Annotated in this window: 22 protein-coding genes and 1 riboswitch; of the genes, 12 read left to right on the top strand and 10 right to left on the bottom strand. The window is 37.8% G+C overall.

The window, feature by feature from the left end:
• Nucleotides 1-240: 240 nt before the first annotated feature.
• Nucleotides 241-555, bottom strand: a complete 315-nt coding sequence (locus AC25Y1_RS15075; protein WP_488148827.1) for an alpha-helical endospore appendage domain-containing protein — start codon at nt 553-555, stop codon at nt 241-243.
• A 265-nt stretch (nt 556-820) separates the two neighbouring features.
• Here AC25Y1_RS15075 and AC25Y1_RS15070 point away from each other — a divergent pair, with 265 nt between their 5' ends.
• Nucleotides 821-1,492 carry a hypothetical protein gene (locus AC25Y1_RS15070; RefSeq protein WP_488148826.1) on the top strand — a complete coding sequence of 224 codons (672 nt, stop codon included), beginning with the start codon at nt 821-823 and terminating at the stop codon, nt 1,490-1,492.
• 148 nt (nt 1,493-1,640) lie between these two features.
• On the top strand, nt 1,641-2,501 hold the full coding sequence (locus AC25Y1_RS15065) for a YitT family protein (protein ID WP_488148825.1): 861 nt from the start codon (nt 1,641-1,643) through the stop codon (nt 2,499-2,501).
• A 258-nt stretch (nt 2,502-2,759) separates the two neighbouring features.
• Here the strand turns inward: AC25Y1_RS15065 and AC25Y1_RS15060 are convergent, their stop codons facing one another.
• Nucleotides 2,760-2,936 carry a hypothetical protein gene (locus AC25Y1_RS15060; RefSeq protein WP_488148824.1) on the bottom strand — a complete coding sequence of 59 codons (177 nt, stop codon included), beginning with the start codon at nt 2,934-2,936 and terminating at the stop codon, nt 2,760-2,762.
• Between the two features lie 281 nt (nt 2,937-3,217).
• Here AC25Y1_RS15060 and AC25Y1_RS15055 point away from each other — a divergent pair, with 281 nt between their 5' ends.
• The 4 genes from AC25Y1_RS15055 to AC25Y1_RS15040 all read left to right on the top strand — a co-directional run bounded on the left by AC25Y1_RS15055 (nt 3,218) and on the right by AC25Y1_RS15040 (nt 7,527).
• Entirely contained in the window at nt 3,218-4,438 is a 1,221-nt protein-coding gene (locus tag AC25Y1_RS15055) for a carboxylate--amine ligase (protein ID WP_488148823.1), read from the top strand.
• Nucleotides 4,439-4,488: 50 nt separating this feature from the next.
• On the top strand, nt 4,489-5,532 hold the full coding sequence (locus AC25Y1_RS15050) for a lipid II:glycine glycyltransferase FemX (RefSeq protein ID WP_488148822.1): 1,044 nt from the start codon (nt 4,489-4,491) through the stop codon (nt 5,530-5,532).
• 39 nt (nt 5,533-5,571) lie between these two features.
• On the top strand, nt 5,572-6,267 hold the full coding sequence (cuyB, locus tag AC25Y1_RS15045) for a cysteate racemase (RefSeq protein ID WP_488148821.1): 696 nt from the start codon (nt 5,572-5,574) through the stop codon (nt 6,265-6,267).
• A 132-nt stretch (nt 6,268-6,399) separates the two neighbouring features.
• Complete coding sequence (locus AC25Y1_RS15040) at nt 6,400-7,527, top strand: DEAD/DEAH box helicase (protein WP_488148820.1); 1,128 nt, start codon at nt 6,400-6,402, stop codon at nt 7,525-7,527.
• Nucleotides 7,528-7,575: 48 nt separating this feature from the next.
• On the opposite strand, the gene map is transcribed toward AC25Y1_RS15040, so the two are convergent.
• Together map and AC25Y1_RS15030 are read right to left on the bottom strand one after the other, a co-directional pair.
• Complete coding sequence (gene map / locus AC25Y1_RS15035) at nt 7,576-8,322, bottom strand: type I methionyl aminopeptidase (RefSeq protein WP_488148819.1); 747 nt, start codon at nt 8,320-8,322, stop codon at nt 7,576-7,578.
• A gap of 120 nt (nt 8,323-8,442) precedes the next feature.
• Nucleotides 8,443-8,784 (bottom strand): magnetosome magnetite crystal formation protein family, encoded by a 342-nt coding sequence (locus AC25Y1_RS15030; RefSeq protein WP_488148818.1) that lies wholly within the window; start codon nt 8,782-8,784, stop codon nt 8,443-8,445.
• 81 nt (nt 8,785-8,865) lie between these two features.
• A riboswitch (TPP riboswitch) is annotated at nt 8,866-8,966 on the top strand.
• Nucleotides 8,967-9,086: 120 nt separating this feature from the next.
• On the opposite strand from AC25Y1_RS15030, the gene thiT reads away from it, so the two are divergent.
• The gene (gene thiT, locus AC25Y1_RS15025; protein WP_488148817.1) at nt 9,087-9,647 is read left to right on the top strand and encodes an energy-coupled thiamine transporter ThiT; all 561 of its coding nucleotides are present in this window, start codon (nt 9,087-9,089) and stop codon (nt 9,645-9,647) included.
• A gap of 40 nt (nt 9,648-9,687) precedes the next feature.
• Here the strand turns inward: thiT and AC25Y1_RS15020 are convergent, their stop codons facing one another.
• Nucleotides 9,688-10,413 carry a tryptophan-rich sensory protein gene (locus AC25Y1_RS15020; protein ID WP_488148816.1) on the bottom strand — a complete coding sequence of 242 codons (726 nt, stop codon included), beginning with the start codon at nt 10,411-10,413 and terminating at the stop codon, nt 9,688-9,690.
• 164 nt (nt 10,414-10,577) lie between these two features.
• On the opposite strand from AC25Y1_RS15020, the gene AC25Y1_RS15015 reads away from it, so the two are divergent.
• A complete protein-coding gene (locus tag AC25Y1_RS15015) occupies nt 10,578-12,380 on the top strand; it encodes a M3 family oligoendopeptidase (protein ID WP_488148815.1) in 1,803 nt (600 codons plus the stop codon).
• Between the two features lie 6 nt (nt 12,381-12,386).
• Nucleotides 12,387-12,932 (top strand): GNAT family N-acetyltransferase, encoded by a 546-nt coding sequence (locus tag AC25Y1_RS15010; protein ID WP_488148814.1) that lies wholly within the window; start codon nt 12,387-12,389, stop codon nt 12,930-12,932.
• 119 nt (nt 12,933-13,051) lie between these two features.
• Here the strand turns inward: AC25Y1_RS15010 and AC25Y1_RS15005 are convergent, their stop codons facing one another.
• From AC25Y1_RS15005 to AC25Y1_RS14990, 4 genes are all read right to left on the bottom strand, one after another.
• The gene (locus AC25Y1_RS15005; protein WP_488148874.1) at nt 13,052-13,615 is read right to left on the bottom strand and encodes a beta-class carbonic anhydrase; all 564 of its coding nucleotides are present in this window, start codon (nt 13,613-13,615) and stop codon (nt 13,052-13,054) included.
• Between the two features lie 108 nt (nt 13,616-13,723).
• Nucleotides 13,724-13,864: a hypothetical protein gene (locus AC25Y1_RS15000; protein ID WP_488148813.1), complete on the bottom strand. Its 141-nt coding sequence runs from the start codon at nt 13,862-13,864 to the stop codon at nt 13,724-13,726.
• Nucleotides 13,865-14,015: 151 nt separating this feature from the next.
• On the bottom strand, nt 14,016-15,248 hold the full coding sequence (locus AC25Y1_RS14995) for an aminopeptidase (protein WP_488148812.1): 1,233 nt from the start codon (nt 15,246-15,248) through the stop codon (nt 14,016-14,018).
• Between the two features lie 189 nt (nt 15,249-15,437).
• Entirely contained in the window at nt 15,438-15,659 is a 222-nt protein-coding gene (locus AC25Y1_RS14990) for a DUF1128 domain-containing protein (RefSeq protein WP_488148811.1), read from the bottom strand.
• A gap of 335 nt (nt 15,660-15,994) precedes the next feature.
• Here AC25Y1_RS14990 and AC25Y1_RS14985 point away from each other — a divergent pair, with 335 nt between their 5' ends.
• A complete protein-coding gene (locus AC25Y1_RS14985; protein ID WP_488148810.1) occupies nt 15,995-16,369 on the top strand; it encodes a YtxH domain-containing protein in 375 nt (124 codons plus the stop codon).
• A 107-nt stretch (nt 16,370-16,476) separates the two neighbouring features.
• Nucleotides 16,477-17,367, top strand: coding sequence for a YihY/virulence factor BrkB family protein (locus AC25Y1_RS14980; RefSeq protein WP_488148809.1), 891 nt, complete (start codon nt 16,477-16,479; stop codon nt 17,365-17,367).
• Nucleotides 17,368-17,385: 18 nt separating this feature from the next.
• Here the strand turns inward: AC25Y1_RS14980 and AC25Y1_RS14975 are convergent, their stop codons facing one another.
• Nucleotides 17,386-19,284, bottom strand: a complete 1,899-nt coding sequence (locus AC25Y1_RS14975) for a heavy metal translocating P-type ATPase (protein ID WP_488148808.1) — start codon at nt 19,282-19,284, stop codon at nt 17,386-17,388.
• Between the two features lie 546 nt (nt 19,285-19,830).
• Here AC25Y1_RS14975 and AC25Y1_RS14970 point away from each other — a divergent pair.
• Nucleotides 19,831-21,003 carry an MFS transporter gene (locus AC25Y1_RS14970; protein WP_488148807.1) on the top strand — a complete coding sequence of 391 codons (1,173 nt, stop codon included), beginning with the start codon at nt 19,831-19,833 and terminating at the stop codon, nt 21,001-21,003.
• The last annotated feature ends 10 nt before the right edge of the window (nt 21,004-21,013 follow it).

Genomic DNA, 21,013 nt, shown 5'->3' with positions numbered 1-21,013 from the left:
TTCTCCTCCCTTCTATTTTTGTAAACGTATTTCTAGTATATGTACGAGAGTTGTGTGGGGGTAGGTGTAATGACATAGCGTATGGAATGCATGGTTTCATCAATCACAAACATAATGCAGGTGAAGAAATATGATGATTTTTCTTCACCTGAATTTGTTCTTTTAATTGAACTGAAAATAGGAGCGAATGCTTGGCCATAAAAGACGCATGATAATCAACGGCTAACACGTCTGTTCAGATTACATCGGTGGTCTTGCTACGCCATTTCTAATTTCGATGCCTCGATCGATTTTTTCAATGACTCGTCTTTCAATGCAACAAACTTGGTCTAATACTCTAGCCACGGAATTATCAACTTCAGCCAATTGAGGAGCAGTTGCATTGTTTAAATCAGCTGCTGCTCTTATCTTGTCGGCTTCAGCAAAAAGGATATCCGTAAGTGCGAGTTCCGTTAATAAACTAGAAATGATAACTAGTCCACCTAAGGCATTGGCGTTTGTATCACCTAAAGTCATAGCCGTTTGCATATTTGAAAATGCTTTTCTTTGTTCCATTACTATCACCTCCAATTTGGTTTAATTATTTGTTCGAACATACTTACTATATGTAGTTCGTACCTTAGGACTTGTACTAACTGACCATAATTGATGAAAAATAATGTGTGTGTTTCAATATTCCTCATAAGGTGGTTTAAATTACGTCAAATAAAGGTAATGCTTACATAGGCTCAATTTTGGACAAATAGATGAATCATCTTGGACTTTTCAGTGGGTATCTTATAATATGAGAGCAACGGTAGTAGTATTGGAGGGGTTATGTATGAATTTATTGCAAGTACGAAAGGGTCAATTTGTTTATTATAAAAATGAATTACACAAAGTTTATTCCGTACGCCCTTTATCAAAATTGTCCATAAAGCTGTTTCGAATTAAAGATATGGAACAAGTTTCGTGTAGAGCTGATGAAATTACTTTACATCGGCCCAAACATTTAGATTCGCTTATTTTTCAAGGTGTTCGTTATACACTACTCAAAGATAAGCCAGCAAAGGTTGATGGTTATATCCTAATCACTCATCCTGATCCGGGCCAATTAGATCATTACACGTTAAATGAGTTTGAGAAAGTTAGCGAATTGATTGGTGATAAAGTGTATACAACACTTTATAATACTGTGAAACCAAAAGAGTATTTAGTACTAGATCCTAGTGTGGTGCCTGGTAGTCGAGAAATTGATTACTTAGATCCAACGCTGGTTACAGAAGAACAAGCTGAAAAAGATCGGGCCTTACAAGAAAAAGCAGTGGAAGAGATATCTATTATGCCATCAGTCGGTGACATCTACCTGAATCTAGACAACGGCATTAAAGCGATGGTCGTTGCTATAATGGGAGATGAAGTGATATTGGGTCATGGTGAGCGTGTGAAGAGCGATGACTTGTTTAACTCGGATAGTTGGACCGTCATCTCTGTTAGTGAAGAGGATTTCTAAATCTACTTAAGTAAACATTGTTGCAGGTAGTAACCGTAGAGGGTTATGCTGCAGCAATGTTTTTTTTTATGCGCTCAAATATTCTACAGACGAACCACAAGATTTTTGTTAGAATAGGGAAGTTGGGTATGAAAGGAGTAAGTAGCATTTGCGTACATTTAAAAATTCAGTAGCATTTGAGTATATACAAATTATTTTCGGCGCAGCATTGGTCGGGTTAGCGTTTAATATATTTCTATTGCCTTCACGATTGGCAGCAGGTGGCGTTTCAGGAATCAGTACGATTCTATATGAATTATTTCAATTTAATCCTGCATACGTGCAGTGGCTCATTAATATTCCATTATTGATCATCGGAATAATCTTCATCGGCAGGGAGTTTAGTACGAAAACGCTCGTTGGAACATTATTTGTACCATTTACAACATGGCTAACAACAGATATGAATCTTTCCGTAGATAATCCCTTACTGAGCGCGATATATGGTGGGATTATGTTGGGCGTTGGACTTGGAATTGTTTATCGTGGAAACGGTTCTACAGGCGGAACAGCTTTAATAGCTCAAGTATTGAAGAAGTTTACAGGGTTATCGAGTGGTTTTTCTCAATTGCTAGTGGACGGATTAGTTGTTGTGACATCTGCATTTGTTTTTAATTTTGAGTTGGCATTATATGCGTTAATGTCAATTTATGTAACGAGTAAGGTCATCGATTTTGTTCAACTGCAAACGTCGCCGACAAAATTGATTCTCATTATTACTGATAAAGAGGAAAAAATCCAATCGATTATTCAGAACGAAATTAACCGTGGCCTCACAAAAGTGAAGACACTCGGTGGTTATTCTAATGAAGAAAGAACAATGATATTATGTGTAGTGGAACAATCAGAGGCCATCTATTTTAAAAAACTACTACAAGAAGTGGAACCAGATTCATTTGTTATTTTTGTTAATGCATCTGAAATTCTCGGACGTGGATTTTCAAAAGCACAATTTGATAAAGGTTTTTGAACGCGCACTTCGTTCAAAAAACAACCCTGAATCACTAGTCAAAACTGGTTTTGACATTAAGGCATATTTTTGAGGATCTTATCAAAAATAGCTCTGCCGGAAANGCACTTCGTTCAAAAAACAACCCTGAATCACTAGTCAAAACTGGTTTTGACATTAAGGCATATTTTTGAGGATCTTATCAAAAATAGCTCTGCCGGAATAGAGAATAAAACATAAAATAATCCAGTACTCGCTATGAGTACTGGATAGTCATTTTTATTTATTATCAGTCGGGTTATTGTAAGCACTTTTACTACCCCTTAGTTGTTGTTGTGCTTCTTCTTTTAATTTTGAAACTTGAGCCTCTGCTTTTTTTGCAGCATCTTCCGCATTTTTAGCCCAATCAGTACCCATTTCAACGTTCTCGTTCTTCTTTTTATTTGATGGATCCATCTAATAAACCTCCATTCGAGTTGCAATGCATGTATTGTTCTTTATTTTCCCCACTTCACCAGAGATTAAACTGGATTAATTATCCTTTTAAATGACTACCTGAATAACTAATAGTGTTTATGAAGAAATGGTCGGAAATCGCTTGAAAAATTGACAGAGCTTGTTTTATCACGTAAATTTAAACATGTATGCATTCGTATGATAATGCAAAAAAACTATTTAAATTTCGTTTTTGGGATAACCTTTTGAAGAGTTCCTCCTAAAGAAATGAGGCGTTAATGATGGGAAAAAAAGATTTTCTACCCGTGATACTGGGATCAGATGATAATGCGTATGGCATGGCAAGAGCATTCCATGAACAATACGGTATTAAGAGCATTGTTGTAACGAAAGGGCATATATTGCCAACGATGCACAGCAAGATTGTTGAAAAAAAGATTTACGAAAAGTTGGACGAACCTACATACTTTATTGAAAGTATGCTTGATTTATATAAAGAACTTGAAAGTCGTGCGGAAAAGTTACTTGTGATTGCGAGTAACGAAAATTATGCTGAACTTGCCATTCGACACAAAGCAGAACTTGAACCACATTATATTTTGCCATTCATTAGCGAGGCGTTAATGGATCAAGTCGTTTATAAAGAACGATTTTATGAGATTTGCGAGGAGTATGGACTGGATTATCCAGATACGCTAATTTTCAAAAAAGGTATGGATCCTGAAATGACGCTTCCTTTTGAGTTTCCAATCGTCGTTAAGCCGTCGGACAGTATGACGTATTTCAATGCACAGTTTGAAGGAAAGAAAAAAGCATATGTTCTTCATGATAATGAATCCTTTCAGAAAACGATTAAAGCTATCTATTCATCTGCATATGAAGACTCACTGATTATTCAAGATTACATACCTGGAAATGATACGGTGATGCGTGTGTTAAATGCGTATGTCGACCAGCATGGAAAAGTTCGAATGATGTGTTTAGGACGGGTGATTCTTGAAGATTACACACCGATTCTTATCGGGAATTATGTCGGGATTATTGGCGAAGAAAACGTAGAAATATATGCAAAGTATAAAAAGTTTCTTGAAGAAATTGGCTTTAGAGGCTACGCGAACATCGATTTAAAATACGATCGTCGAGACGGAAAATATAAAATCTTCGAATTGAATATTCGTCAAGGAAGAAGTAGCTACTTCGTAACAGCAAATGGATATAATATGGCAAAATACCTTGTAGAAGACCGCGTTTATGACCGTCCAGCATCGACTGAATACGGTACGAATAACCATCTATGGCACACCGTTCCCAAAGATCTTTTGATTAAATATACGATGGATGAGGAATTGAAAGAACAAGTGGTGGATCGATTCGAAAAAGGTGAATCATCGAGTACACTTTATTATCCAAAAGATTTAGGACTCATTCGCCGATTTAAATTAAATTCGTTTTATAAAGATTATTATGGTCGCTTTGAAAAGTATTTTAAGGTGAAAGAGTAAGGTAATGTCTCGAATGGTATTGCGTTCGAGAAAATGGAGGGTTTAATGAAATGGCTTTGCTTGATAAATCGAATAAGCAAGACGTGAAAAGATATGATGATTTTGTTCGAAATTCAACATTTCGCTCTGTAACTCAGGATCGACTTTGGTCTGAGGTAAAGGATGATTGGGGGAACGAACATGTTTATCTGGAGGAAAATGGTGAAATTGTCGCTGCACTTTCTATACTAATAAAACGATTACCAGGTGGATTTTCCGTTTTATATGCTCCGAGAGGACCAGTATGTGACATTTCAGATATTAACCTAGTGCAAGAATTGATAAAAGAAGTAGAGGTTGTTGCTAAGAAAAATAAGGCAATCATGCTGAAGTTTGATCCGGAAGTGAATTATTCAGATGACTTGTACAATCTATATCAAAATAGTGGTTTCAAGTTAATATCCAAAGATGATGATCAAGACAAGTTAATACAACCAAGATTAAACATGATTCTTTATTTGGAGGATCATGATGAAGATTCAATCATGATGAAGTTTTCTAAAAGATGCCGAAGTTCAATTCGTGGTTCAGCTAAAAAAGGTGTCGAAGTTCGTTACTCTAGGAGTGATGAAGATATTGAAATCCTACATGATGCTTATATGACAATGGCTGAGCGGAACAAAATTTCAACGAGGTCAGTTGAATACTTTAAGCAGATTCGTGATTCCTTTGGGGAAGATTGCAGAATCTATATTGCAACACATGAGGATGATATATTAGCAGCTGGCTTGACGATTAATTATTACGGAAAATTATATTTCCTCTATGCAGGAAGTACGAATGTAAAACGGAACTTAAATCCGAACCATCTTATGAATTACGAAATGATTAAATGGGGAATAGAGACAGGCGCTGAGCAATACGACTTTGGTGGTGTTTTTGAACTATCAAATAATGATGGATTATACATGTTCAAAAAGAGTTTTTGCGATAAAGATGAACCAGCGCAGTACATAGGTGAGATTAATAAGGTCTATAAACCATTTATGTACAATGTGGTCGTGTCATTAGTTCCGAAAGTCCAAAACTTACGGAAGAAAATAAGTCGAAGATAACTGTCGGTGACATCATATAGTAAAGGTTTTGAAGAGGATATGAAAAAGAAAACGTTGGGAATTCTTGGCGGCGTGGGTCCATTGGCGACAATGTATATTGGTGAAATGCTTGTCCGTCTTACGGATGCTGATACAGACCAAGAACATATCAATATGGTGATTACCAATAATACAACAATTCCTGACCGAACCGCATTTATATTAGGGGAGAGCACAGATGATCCGGTTCCCTATATAATTTCAGATGCGAATCGACTTCGTGTTGCTGAAGCTGAAGTAATCATTATGCCATGCAACACTGCGCATACATTTTACGATCAAATTCAAAAGGAATCGGAACTGCCTATTATTAATATGATCGATGAAACAGTTGCACGTGCAAAACAGATTCAAGCAAAACGAGTAGGGATTCTAGCGACGACAGGGACAATTTCCTCTGGCGTTTATCAGGATGCGTGTGAAAGATATGGGTTGACACCTGTTTTGCCAGATCCTCATGTCCAATCACTCGTTATGTCACTTATTTATGAGGATGTAAAAGCGGGGAATCCTGCCGATCCTGATAAGTGGGCGGCAATCAGTCATGCGATGAAGGAAGTCGGTTGCGATGTACTCATTCTTGGCTGTACAGAATTGTCAATCGTGCGGAAAGAACTTAAGCTTGAAGGATGTATCGATTCGCTACTTGTCCTTGCAGAAGCAGCAATTACGACTTGTGGTTATCGATTGAAATAATGATGCATTCAGAGGTGTGCGTACGCAACTTCTGAATGTTTTTTTGTTGGAAAGTTTAATGATGGTAATAAGCTGTGATACACTTGAGAGAACAGACTGAAAGTAGGGATAAAGATGTCTTTCGTAGAAAAAATGGACGATATATTTAAAGATAAATGGAAGTTTAAAAATGAAATGCCAATTCAAATAAAAATGATACCAGAAATTCTAGCAGGTAAGGATATCGTTGCCCAATCTCCAACTGGGACTGGAAAAACGCTTGCCTTCACGATACCTCTTTTACATTTAGTAGATGGCAGCAAACAACAAACTCAGGGACTCATTATAGCGCCTTCACAGGAATTAGCCATTCAAATAACTGATGTTATTCGAGAGTGGATCGTTGGAAGTAATATAACTGTAGCTCCTTTAATTGGCGGTGCTAATACGAAACGCCAAATTGATCGATTAAAAAAGAAACCCACAATTGTCGTCGGGACACCGGGTAGACTTGCTGAACTTATTAAATCAAAAAAGCTTAAGATATTTGAAGTTAAACATATCGTACTTGATGAAGGCGATTTACTATTATCACGCGAACATCGCGTCATCATTAAAAATATGATTAATGGTGCAAATCCTGACCGTCAAGTGGTTGTTGTATCAGCAACGATTACAGATGAAATTGAACGGGTTGCAAGCGAGTTTATGAACGAACCGCTGCGTATTCATCTTGAAGCGGAACATATGCCGAAACTGGGGACAATTACTCACTCATACATTAACACGACCGTTCGAGATAAAACGGATCTATTGAGAGGGTTATCTCACTTAAAAGGCCTGCAAGCTCTTGCTTTCGTAAATCATATTGATCAAGCCCGAGTGAAAGATATGAAGTTAAATTATGATAAAGCACCGATCGTCGTTCTTCATTCCAATATGCGTTCAAATGATCGTCAAATTGCGCTTGAAAGTTTTCGTAAGGGAGAAGCTTCGATTTTAATCGCAACGGACCTGGCAGCACGTGGATTGGATATTGAAGGTCTTACACATGTTATCCATGTCGATACGCCGCATACAGTTGAGCAGTACGTACATCGTTCTGGGAGAACTGGACGCGCGGGTGCTGACGGGGAAGTGCTTTCCTTATTGACACCTGCCGAAGAGCGAGATTACCGCAAGTTGACGAGAGGAATCCGCCCAGTAGAAAAGATCTGGCGGAATGGAAGACTTCAGGAAATGTCTTCAATTCCTAAAAGACCGGTATATAAAAAGAAATAAAAAAGTTGTCGATGAAATCCTCGGATTTTTATCGACAACTTTTTATAATTAAATTTGAGTCAGAATAATCGGTTTGTCTTTTGTCACAATAATTGTATGTTCAATTTGTGCAACAAGTGAATTGTCAGGCGTTACAAATGTCCATCCATCGCCTAATTCAACAATGTTTTCCGCTTTTTCTGAGATGAACGGTTCAACAGCTAAAACCATTCCTTCTTTTAGTAATGTTTTATCCCAAGCATCGTAGTAGTTTAGAATATGTTGCGGTTCTTCGTGTAGCGATTTTCCAATCCCGTGGCCAGTTAAATTACGAATAACAGCTAAGCCATTTCTTTTTGCTTCACGTTCGACAGCTTTCCCGATGCCGCTTAAACTAGAGCCCGCTTTTACGCGTAACATTGCACGATCGAATGCCTCTTTCGCCACATCACATAACTTTTGTTTTCTTTCATCAGGTGTCCCCACGACAAAGGAAATACCTGTATCTGCAAAGTATCCACCTAGAGATCCTGAAACATCTATATTTACAATATCTCCATCTTTAATAACACGTGATCCTGGGATTCCGTGTGCCACTTCATTATCGACACTAATGCAAGTGTATCCTGGAAAGTCATATTCAGCTATAGGGGCAGAAGCAGCACCTTTTTCTTTAAAAAGACGTCCGCCGATTTCGTCTAATTCCTTCGTTGTCATGCCGGGAACGGCTGCATCTTTCATTGTATCTCTAATTTCAGCAACGATTTTTCCGATTTTTTTTAAGCCTGTAAAATCTTGTTCTGTTTTAGCAATCATGTATTATACAATCCTCTCTTGCTTACCTATATTTCCATCCTACACTATAGCATAAAAAACGGTATAAAAAAGCCTACACATAATATCAATATATGCAGGAGGTATAGGGGAGACGACTATTCATTTTAACAATTTGACACCGTGGAAAACATTCCACACGATAACAACTAAAAATAATGCTGAATAAATTAAGGTGAAAACAAATGGGGCCAGACTCCAAAAATCAAAGCTTCCGCTTAGAATGCTAGTGACTCTGTTCTCAAAGGAAAATATAGAAAGAGAAAAAATGATAACACCTGCAATTAAAAGAATAACAGGAATCATATGTGAAATGAATGCACGTTTTGCGTGAGTTTTAATTTCCTGTTCATCCGTAACCAAATAGATGACAAACGGCAGCAATAAAGGAAAAAAGAATACACTAAAGTAACATAAGGAACCTACTAGTTTTTGATTTGTCACCCGAAGCCCTCCTTGAACGTATAGGGTCAGCTTGCTATAAAATAGCATCTATTATACAATTGATAAGGAAAACTTAATAAGTTAAACCACAAGGGGAGCCTTTTCGGCTGAGATAAGACAAACGTTTTGACCCTTCGAACCTGTAAGATTATTCTTGCGTAGGGATGTGGATGGAAACAGACCTTAATGGAAGAAGTGCGTGCCGTACTTCTTTCTTACATAGAGATGTCCCGTTCTATCCGGGATGTCTTTTTTTATTTCACTTCGACATCCTTGCGACAACTAGTAGGGAGAGGATTATTTTGAACAGAGGTAGATTACAATTATTATTGGAAATTGCTATTTTAGGGGCGCTTTCTTTTGTACTTGATCAGTTAACAGTATTTGTTATGCCACAAGGTGGATCAGTTACGCTTTCAATGTTGCCGATTATTCTCATGGCATTTAGATGGGGACTAGCTGGCGGTATGTTAACTGGTTTTATAAGCGGATTATTACAACTAATAACTGGTGGTAAAGTGTTTCACTGGGCACAAGCGCTGCTTGATTATACGTTAGCCTATACCCTCGTTGGATTAGCAGCAATTACAAGTATTTGGTTAATCAGAAATGTTGCGAAAAAGAACAAAGGTGGTATGGCGTTAGCCATTATTATAGGAACAGTAATTGGCGGACTGCTTCGTTACTTAATACATTATCTCGGCGGGATTGTCTTTTTTGGTGAATTCGCGCCTGAAGGGCAACCAGCATGGCTTTATTCGCTAATATATAACGGTAGCTATATGATTCCTTCCATAATTATTTGTGCAATTGTTGCCGTATTACTATTCACAACAGCACCTAGATTATTAAAGCGCATATAAAAAATCGCCTATGCTTCCAAAATGGATGCATAGGCGATTTTTATTTTTCAGAAGGTTTTATAAAATAAAAGCTAGCGCTAATGACAGCGGATAAGAAAAGAGCAGCTGTCGTAACAAATAGTTCGTCCCATCCATTTTTTACTGCAATCCCAACAAAAAACCAGATGAATACTGCGTTAAATGTAATATCATGGTAATGATATATAAAGTGGAGAGCAATTGCTGTTGCTATGGTCAAAAAGAAGACAGTCCAAAGTGAATGACTTAGTCCCCAACCGCCCCATTCGTGAAGCCTCAGGAGATAATTGGTTAGTTCTATCATGGATAGGATACCCCACCCTAAAAGTAAAGATATCGGAACACGATCCCATAAGCGGTTCTCTCTTTTGGGATACGTAAAATATAGAGCAATTGTCAATAACAGAAGAATTAATATCACAACAAATTCTAAGGTGAATAATTCATAATGCCAAGAATATAGCATCACTATATTAAGTAATGTAATAAAAATGAATAAAATCGCTCTTGTGGTTAGGACTGATTGACTATGACTAGTTTGCGTGCGCCAAAAATTATAAAGCCATCCACAAAGACCTATATAGATGAGAACCCAAATCAGTAAGACATAACTGGCAGGTGTAAATAGAATAGGTAACCGATTCATAATTTCAGTTGCAGTATGATTATTGATAGGGTTGATGAGTGAAGTAATATAAACAAAAATCGTGATAAAGAGTGAAGTTGTCATCAAAAATATTCGCAACATGTTAAAATCCTCCTAATTCATCAGTATACATTTGAAATCATGACTCTGCTCATCATAATTATGAAACTTCTGTCACAATGATGGATTTTTTTCGATTCTCGAAATTTCATGTTATAATGGAAAAGCATATTTAGAAAATTGAAAACGCCCAAGGAGGAAATTGAATGACCACGGTAAAGTATTCTGAAGTATGGGATTTAGATGTATTCTTTAAAGGTGGAAGTAATTCAGAAGAGCTTAGAACACATCTAGATGGTGTAGATGAAAAACTTGATTCACTAGAAAAAGCAGCAGTTGACTTCAATATTCCGACATCTGTGGAAGCAGCATCTGACATTATAAACGTAATCGATTCTATTAAAAACGTAGCACTGAATTTATCTCAAGCAGGTGCAGTCATTGGATGCTATCTTGCAGCTGATACAACTGATAAAAAAGCATTATTATTACAAGGTGAAACTAGCTCGTTAAGTGCACGGTTCTCAACAGCTATGCTGAAAATTCAACAAACCCTATCGAAGACAGAAGATGGGGTATGGGATAGTCTTATGGAATCCCAGGAATTAAAAGAGTTTTCATTTATATTAACAGAGTGGAGAGAAGAGGTGGCTTTAAAGCTTTCAGAAGAAGAAGAAAGCTTAGTCACTGCACTTAGCGTTGATGGTTATCATGGATGGGGAAAGCTTTATGACCAACTTGTTGGCGATACTAAGATTACCATCAGTATAGATGGTGAAGAAAAAGTATTATCGGTGGGGCAGGCAGCCAATTTGAGTTCAAGTGCAGATGCTTCTGTTCGAAAACGGTCATTCGAGGCACTTGAAAATGCTTGGGAAGAAAAAGAGGACTTTTTTGCAGCTACATTAAACCATCTAGCTGGATTTAGATTAGCTGTCTATAAAAAACGTGGCTGGGATTCGGTCCTTCAAGAGCCTTTACAAACAAATCGTATGAGCGAAGAAACGCTTGACGCAATGTGGGGAGCAATCGGGGCTAACAAAGCACCATTTGTAGATTATTTACATGCAAAAGCCGACATACTAGGAACTGAAAAGATGAATTGGTATGATCTCGACGCTCCTGTAACAGAATCGACGAAGGAACTGTCTTACCAAGAAGGTGCAGAATTTATCTTAAAGCATTTCGGTGAGTTTGGTCCACAATTAGAATCATTTTCACGTAGAGCATTCGAAGAAAATTGGATTGAGGCAGAGGATCGTCCAAACAAACGTCCAGGCGGGTTCTGTACCGGAATGCCGATGTCAGAGCAGTCACGTATCTTTATGACGTATAGCGGCTCTATGTCAAACGTAGCGACACTTGCACATGAACTTGGCCATGCGTTCCATTCGTATGCCCTGCGTCCAGTCCATTGGATGAACCGTCGCTATGCGATGGGAGTGGCGGAAACAGCATCTACATTTGCGGAGATGATTGTTGCAGATGCAGCTGTTAAAGCAGCAGAAACAAAAGAAGAAAAAATTGCACTATTAGAAGATAAAATACAGCGGAGTGTTGCATTTTTCATGAATATTCATTCACGATTCTTATTTGAAACTCGTTTTTATAAAGAACGTGAAAAAGGAATTGTGTCAGCAACAAGATTAAATGAGTTAATGGAAGAAGCACAACGTGAAGCATACGGGGATGCACTCGATACGGTTCACCCACATTTTTGGGCATCGAAACTACATTTTTATATTACGAGTGTTCCGTTCTACAATTTCCCATATACATTCGGCTACTTGTTCTCGCTTAGTATTTATGCAAAAGCGTTGGAAGAAGGAGCAGGATTTGAAGAAAAGTACATCGCGCTTCTACGTGATACTGCGGTCATGAGTGTCGAAGACCTTGCGATGAAACATCTTGGGGAAGACATTACAAAACAAGAATTCTGGGCCAAAGGCGTTGCACTATGTGTGAAAGATGTTGAGGACTTTCTTGAACTCACTGCTAAAGTAGGTTGATCAAACATGAATCGTCTCGAAGGTGAACGTTGTTATTTACGGATTTTAACTGAAGAGGATGCGACGATTTTTACAAAACTATTAAGCGCGAATAAGAAGTATTGGTCAATCTTCGAACCGAGACAAGAACCTGGTTTTTATACGGTTACGGTTCAAAGAGATAAAATCAGAGAGTCACTTTTTCAAATGAGAGATCGTAGAGAATATAACTTCGGAATATTCAAATATGATTCAGGTCAATTGATTGGCCATATATCACTTTACAGTATTAAAAGACTTCCTTTTTCAAGTGGCTTCATTGGCTATTCAATTGATGAAAAGCATACTGGAAAAGGGATTGGTTCCGAAGCCGTTCGACTGGTCACTGAATTTGCCTTTGAAAGAGTTGGTTTGCACCGTGTTGAGGCATATGTATCTCCTCGTAACAAAGGCTCAATCATTGTACTTGAAAGAGCTGGATATCATCTCGAAGGATTATTACGGCAACTCCTATATATCAACGGTGTCTGGGAGGATCATTATATGTATGCAATGATTGAAGACGACTTTTGAAAGGGTAAGGCCGCTCTGCGGAAACTAAAAGCAAAAATAAAAAGCCGATTCCTGTAAAAAGGAATCGGCTTTTTTTGTCGTAAATTATAAATTGCCCGGGAAATATGTCGATATTTTAGTTATTTTTGGTACCCGTCAACAATTGTATCTAATTCACCAGTTGTTGGGTTAATCACTAATCCGTGAATAGGAACTTTAGCATCCATTAATGGGTGATTACGAACCTGTTCTACGCTTGCTTTGACACTCTCCGTTACATCATCGAATCCATGCAACCAATTCTTCATGTCAATACCTGAATATTTTAGGGTTTTAAAGAGGCTTTTGTCGATTCCGCGTGAAACCATGTCTTCAATAATGACATCTGTATCAATCGAGTTCATGCCACAATCGTGATGTCCAACGATAAATACTTCGTCAGCTTGCAGTTCATAGACAGCAATTAGAATGCTTCTCATGATTCCGCCAAAAGGGTGTGTGACAACGGCACCTGCACTTTTAATGAGCTTGGCATCCCCATTTTTCAAGTTCATTGATTTGAGGAGAAGTTCAGTGAGCCGCGTATCCATACATGTTAAAATAACGATTCTCTTATCAGGAAATTTTGTTGTGGAATACTGTTCATATTGTTTTTCATTAACAAACGCTTTATTATGTTCTAGTATATCTCCAAGAAGTGTCATAGAAAAGCTCCTATCTGTTTGAATTTCGGCCTCAGGCGGTGCCTTTGGTTTCATTCTAACCATTGTACTGAAGAAATAGGAAAAAGAAAAGAGCCGCCTAGGCAGCTCTTAGTAATTCGTATCTGGTTTTGGATCTATTTTAACTGCATCAGAAGAATCAAATGTTTTAGTTAGAAAGTACATGATGAATCCTGCTGATAGACCAAGCATGACTGTATATCCAATAACTGTTGCGTACATTAAGCCCATTTCACTGACCCCTCTCATAAGTGTAATCTCTCTGTCTGTATTATACCTTATTTAGATGCTAATTTTAAGAGGTTAAGAAAGATTCCTCCTGAAATGTGTCGAATTAATGAACAATTAATGGTGCGTAATTACGTTAAATTGTACGCCTAAGTTAAAATGCCCAATTACCATTGCGGAACACTGCTTCAGTTGTGCCGTCTTCATTGACGCCGTCAATATCCATTTCTTCAGAACCAACCATAAAGTCAACATGGGTAATACTTTGATTTAAACCATTACGCTCAAGTTCTTCCCGAGCCATCGTTTTTCCGCCTTCAAGACAAAATGCATACGCACTCCCAAGGGCAAAATGATTAGATGCATTTTCATCAAATAAAGTATTATAAAAAAGAACATTTGATTGTGAGATTGGAGAAGCGTGTGGTACAAGTGCGACTTCACCAAGACGTTTAGCGCCTTCGTCCGTATCGATTAACCGGGCTAGTACTTCATGACCTTGTTCAGCTTGGATATCAGTCACCCGGCCAGCTTCGAAAGTGATTTTAAAGTTATCAATAATATTCCCGCCATAACTTAATGGTTTTGTACTTGAAACAAATCCATTAACACCATCTTTATGAGGCACCGTAAAAACTTCTTCTGTTGGCATATTTGCCATAAAACTATGTCCCTCTACGTTTAAACTACCGGCTCCGCACCATAAATGTCCTGTTGGTAAATCGACGATAAGATCTGTGCCAGGTGCTCGGTAATGTAGTTTCTTGTAGCGTTTTTCATTTAAATAATCGACTTTTTCATGCAATGTTTTATCGTGATCAATCCAAGACTGAACTGGATTGTCTGTATCCGCACGAACCGACTTGAAAATAGCTTCCCAAAGGGCTGGAATTTGTTCCTCAGTAGAAAGTTCTGGAAATACTTTTGCTGCCCATGCTTTAGATGGTGCAGCAATGACTGTCCAACTAAATTTGTCAGCTTGCATATCTTGTCTAAAACGATCAAGTGCTTGCCCAGAAGCTTTTTGTGCATCACCAATTCGTGAAGGATCAATGCCTTGCAATAAATCAGGGCTTTGCGAGACGATTGTCATGAAGGCAGCGCCTTTCGCAGCAAGTTGTTCACGTTCCATTACCTTCCATTCAGGGAATTCAGCAAAAGAATCAGCTGGGGCTTTTTCAAACCGTAATCGTGAAATCACATCGTCTGTAAAATCGACAATTACTTGGCGTGCGCCAGCATCATAGGCTTTTTCAGTGATTAGACGAACCAATTCAGTAGTTTCAGTGGATGCGTTTATAAAGAGATATTGTTCAGGTTGAATATTGACACCAACCTTTACGGCTAGTTCTGCGTAATTGGATAGCTGTTGTTCAAATGTTGACATATTAACTACTCCTTTCAGTATAGTTTCAATAGTACCAATATCTAACCAGAGAGTATACATTGTTTTGTGAATTTACGCATTCGGAATCTATGAAGTTATCTTATCTGGAATTAGCATACATTGGACATCCCGCATGTCCAACAAAAAAAGAAGCTTTCAATCCAAGAGTATGGATAGAAAGCTTCTCTATTATTTACGTAATGAACCTAGCTCCGCAGCAATTGCTTCGATTTCATTTGAACTGATATGCTTACGCTTCATCACCATATTATACATGTACAGCAAGTCGTCGTATTTATCAGTATTGAAGTGTTCTGCTTTCATCGCATCGACATTTACCATGCGAAGTTTTTCTTTTATCTGTTCAACCATATACATAATATTTTCATCAGTCGGTTGTGTTAAATCCATGATTAGTAGCCGCCTTTCGTTAACTACCGTTAATCATTTCATTATTTGTTAAACCTGTCAAATGGAATGGATAAAAAGATTAAGATTTTTTTCGATTCAGCTTGTTCTATTTTGGTCTTGGTTTCTAAAAAATACTAAATTAGCTTGTTCTCGTTTGCATCCATGTTGAATAGACTTTATCATCCTTCTCTAATCAGATTAAAGATTATCCACTCTCCTCCGAAATGAGAAATCTTTCGTCAAGATTTATTTTAATATTCGTTCATCCATGTTTTTTTATGTAATATTAGGGGTATAATGCAATATGCAAATTCTTTATTAGTGGAGGGTATGAAATGAGCGAAAGCAAATTAGGAAGGTTTATCGTTATCGGTGCATTGGCTGGTGCATTTATCAGTTTGTGTGATAGAGCAACACGTGAACACGTCACGTATAAATCGAAGAGTTTTTTTTATGATATGCGGTATTATTCGAAAAATCCAGATGTGGTCAAATCAAAAATCCAAGTGCAAGCTGAGAAATACCAATCAATTTATGAACAAATTGCAAATGATGCTACTTATTTCAAATCGAAAGTTGATGAGTTAAAAGAACTAAGTCCACAAGTGAAGAAGTTAGTTGTTGACACTAAGGATGCATTTACAGATGCGAAAGATGATTATAAATCAATCGTTAAGGATCATTCAGTAAGTAACTCACAAGTAAAGTAAGTTTTGGGGAAAGGAGTGGGGAAGCAGTGGAGAAAAATACTTCAAATACTCCTAGAGAAAAACAAAAAAAAAATTCGAGTTTTTCGAATTTAGCCGTCGTAAAGTTTATGGATGAGATAAAAGAGGGAGATTTAAATACGTTTGATGTGACAACTTTTAGTGGATTTATAAAAGGATTAATCACAAGAATAAGGAAAGTTGATGTTACCGGTCTTGGTTCACAACTCGCTTTCTTTTTCTTATTATCTCTTTTTCCTCTATTAATCTTTCTTTTTACGTTATTACCGTATTTGAATTTAGATCAATCAGAGCTTTTTTTATTTATAAGAGATTACGCGCCTGAAAGTGTAGCCTTGCTTATTGAGGACACATTGGGTGAAATTTTAAGTAGCCGGAATTCGGGCTTATTATCAGTAGGGGCGATAGCGACTGTGTGGTCTGCCTCGAAAGGTATGAATGCACTGACAAAAGCACTTAACAGATCTTATTTTAAAGAAGAAACAAGGTCCTATATTGTGGCACGGGGTATGTCTGTAGTCTTCACAGTATTACTAATCTCAGCGTTAATTGTCGCACTCGTTTTGCCGATATTCGGTAAGCAAATTGGAATCTTTGCATTTTCTTATCTGGGATTAGAAGCTGGTTTTCTATCCTTATGGAATAACTTAAGATGGATTATTCCGCCGTTTTTGATATTCGGTGTTTTTACGATTTTATACTGGCTTGTGCCAAACATAAAGTTGCATATTAAAAGTGTTCTTCCCGGTGCTGCTTTTGCTTCATTGGGTTGGATCCTTACATCTCTTGGGTTTTCGTATTATGTGAGTAGTTTTGGAAATTACTCAAATACATACGGGAGTATTGGGGCAATTATTGTCTTGATGATGTGGTTATACTTCTCTGCCATTATTTTAATGCTCGGCGGTCAAATTAATGCAGTCATGAGTGAACGCCGACAAGAGATTATAGCCAAAGAGAAAAGCAATGCGATCACCTGACCGCATTGCTTTGTTTTGTTAGCTCAACTTATTTAACATTCGTAGTCCATTTAAAATAACCAGTATCGTACTGCCTTCATGCCCGATTACGCCGAGGGGTAGATCGACTACTTGCATAAAGTTTGAAACAATCAACACTGCGATAACAGCAATAGAAAAGAATATATTTTGTTTAACGATGCGTTGCATTTTTCGTGATAATTTAATCGCATATGAAATTTTGGTTAAATCATTTTGCATCAGGACAATGTCAGCTGTTTCAAGTGCGACATCTGTCCCGTCACCCATCGCTATGCCTGATGTTGCTGTAGCAAGTGCAGGTGCGTCATTAATGCCATCACCGACCATTGCAACGGTTTTGTATTCTTTAAGAAGGTCTTTTAATCTTTCAACTTTCGTTTCGGGTAAGCATTCTGCAACATAATGATCAATCTGAACTTCTTTTTGAATTGCGGCTGCTGTTCTTTCATTATCACCAGTGAGCATAATTGTCTGGATACCAGATTTTTTTAATGCTTTAATTGCTTGAATGGCTTCTTTTCGTAAAGTGTCTTTTAGAGCAATGGCTGCTACAATCCCATTATCATCTTTTAAGAACACAACGGTCTTGCCATCTTCGGTAAGTTTCAGTGCGGTACCTTCATTAAAACTTTCTGCCAGTTCTTCACCAACAAATCTTGGATTGCCTACAAGCACTTCTTTGTCTTGATAAATTGCTCGAAGACCATGTCCGGGAAAATCTTCAATTTGAATGCCTTGTAAAGGGGATATCCCTTTCTTTAAGGCGAAATTTGTAATTGCAATGGCCAGTGGATGATTAGATTGTGACTCAATGCCAGCAACGAGCGCTAGCGTTTCTTCAACGTCTTCTCCTTCGCGTACGATGAAGTCAGTAACAATTGGCCTTCCGGTTGTTAACGTACCTGTTTTATCGAAAGCAATTGCGTTTACTGAACTTAAGAGTTCCAGATGAAGGCCACCCTTAAACAACACCCCATTTTTAGCCCCGTTTGATATTGACGCCAAAGTCGCTGGCATGATCGAAGCGACTAATGCACAAGGTGAAGCGACGACCAACAGAACAATTCCGCGGTAGAAAGTGGTGGTCCAATCCCACCCCAATAAAAAGTGAGGTAGAAACATCATCACCAACACTGCAATTAGGACGATTTTTACATAAGTCCCTTCAAATTTTTCAATAAATTGTTGAGAAGGGGATTTTTCACTTTGAGCGCTTTGGACAAGTGTAATGATTTTTTGGAAAAGTGTTTCAGAACTCGGTTTTGTCATTTCTAATTGAATTGAACCGTTTATATTAACTGTACCTGCAAATAATTCGTCGCCAATCCCTTTTGTAACGGGAATCGATTCTCCGTTAATCGCTGACATATCAACAGATGTCGTTCCATCCAAGATTTTACCGTCAGCAGGGATACGTTCTCCGGGCTTGACTAGTAATACTGCTCCGAGCTGAAGAGAGTCAGTCGCGACTTTTTTCGAAGTTCCGTCTGATTGTATGAGCCACGCTTCTTCAGGCTGCATTTTCATCAGTGAAGAAATTTCTTTGTGGCTTTTGTTTAGTGTATAAGTTTCTAACGCACCACTAAGGGCAAATATAAATATAAGAATTGCGCCTTCCGTCCAGTAGCCAATTAGTGCAGATCCAATTGCCGCAAACACCATGAGCATTTCGACATTCAGTTCTTTGTTTTTAATTGTCTCTTCTATACCTTCCTTTGCCTTTGCATACCCCCCGATGATGAATGCAATGATATATAGTGAAATGGATAGCGGTGCTGATTCGTTTTCTCCGATTAACCATGCAGTTAATATTAAAATCCCTGAAATCATCGCAGCTATCAATTCATGATGCTCAATCCAGTTTATTTTACGTTGCGTTTGAGTCGTGATTTCCATTACAATGCCTCCTATTTAATGTTCATATGCCCCAACTTACCCAGAAGTTTCTATCGTTCAGAAAGTATATTAGTATTAGTGTTATATGATAATGATTCTAATTATAGCATATGAAGTATTGAATAGTAAGAGATTTATTCGTTTAATTATCTGGCAAGAGAGAAGGTGTATTTAGTACTTTAGATTCAATTGAATTTTCAGGTAGTTATAAGATTGTTAATAGATAATTAATGTGTTAATATAATAGTAATCAAGCGGAAGGGAGGACGCTATATTTGTATAGACGAACTCAAATTCAGCATCGGAGGAGGGGATTCGTAAACGTCTGTTGGTATTGAAGTATCCCAACGAGGACAAATACGATTTATGGTAGAAGATAGTCAAGAATCATTTCAAACATAAAAGGCTTAGTTCATCTGAAATTCAGAGATGGTCTAAGCCTTTTGAGTTCTCTAGAATACCCATTGTGTATTTCATGCGAAATTAGCTATCTTATATGGTAGAATTAAACACGATTTCACAATGGAAATGGAGAAGTGTGCACGGATGAGTAGTTTTAAAAATGTTGAGAAAACGCGATTTAGAGTCCTTGTTATGATTGTTGCAATCTCGGGGTTTTCACAAGGAATGCTTCTTCCACTAATCTCAGTCATATTTGAAAAAGATGGTGTTTCAAGCGCACTAAACGGGTTAAATGCGACAGGATTATATATCGGAACGCTGCTTATCTCGCCATTTATGGAAGCCCCCTTAAGAAGGTTTGGATTTAAACCTATTATTGTTATTGGTGGGTTATTTGTCTTTTGTTCTTTATTATTATTCCCTTTGTGGAAAAGTATGGTTTTTTGGTTTGTCTTGCGATTAATTATAGGCATTGGAGATCATGCATTGCATTTTTCCTCTCAGACATGGATTACAAGTTTTTCGCTGAAACACCGACTGGGTCGAAATATTGCTGTGTATGGATTGTCGTTCGGAGTTGGGTTTGCGGCAGGTCCATTATTTGTCCCGCTGGTTAACGTGTTTGAAGGATTACCCTTTATTGTTTCAGGTGTATTATGCATGCTGGCTTGGTCGCTAATTTTCTTATTGAAAAATGAATTCCCTGATGTCATAAAAGGAACCGCCGCTGAAACTGGTTTTATGAATCGATTTAAGACGACATCAGCTTTTGCTTGGTTAGCATTTTTAGGCCCATTTGGTTATGGGTTTCTCGAATCATCTCTTAATGCTATTTTCCCCGTGTATGCGCTTCGTAACGGTGTTGACGTAGCTGCTGTTTCAATTATGCTAGCGACATTTTCTATAGGTGGCATCATTTCGCAAATCCCGCTCGGCATACTTTCTGATCGGATTGGCAGACGACCAGTATTTGTTATAGCGCTCGGCGGTGGTGCTACAGCGTTTTTTGCGGCAAGTCTAGTTGAATCTTCTACGGTTCTCGTTTTGGTCACATTCTTTATTGCAGGGCTATTTGTCGGCTCCATTTATTCGCTTGGTATTTCATATATGTCAGATTTAACACCGACAGAATTATTACCAACTGGGAATCTATTATGCGGAATTTTCTTTAGTTTGGGGAGTTTATCTGGCCCGTTTTTAGGTGGATTATTTTTAGAGTTTGAAGCGACATTTAGTTTTTTATTGCTCATTTCGCTCTTTCTTGGCATAATTTTCATCATTTCAGTCGTTAAAAAACCAAAAACGCGCCTCGTATAAAACCGGGCGC

It is taken from the genome of Sporosarcina sp. Y1009 (assembly GCF_057669865.1).
This window is presented reverse-complemented; position numbering and strand designations above follow the sequence as displayed.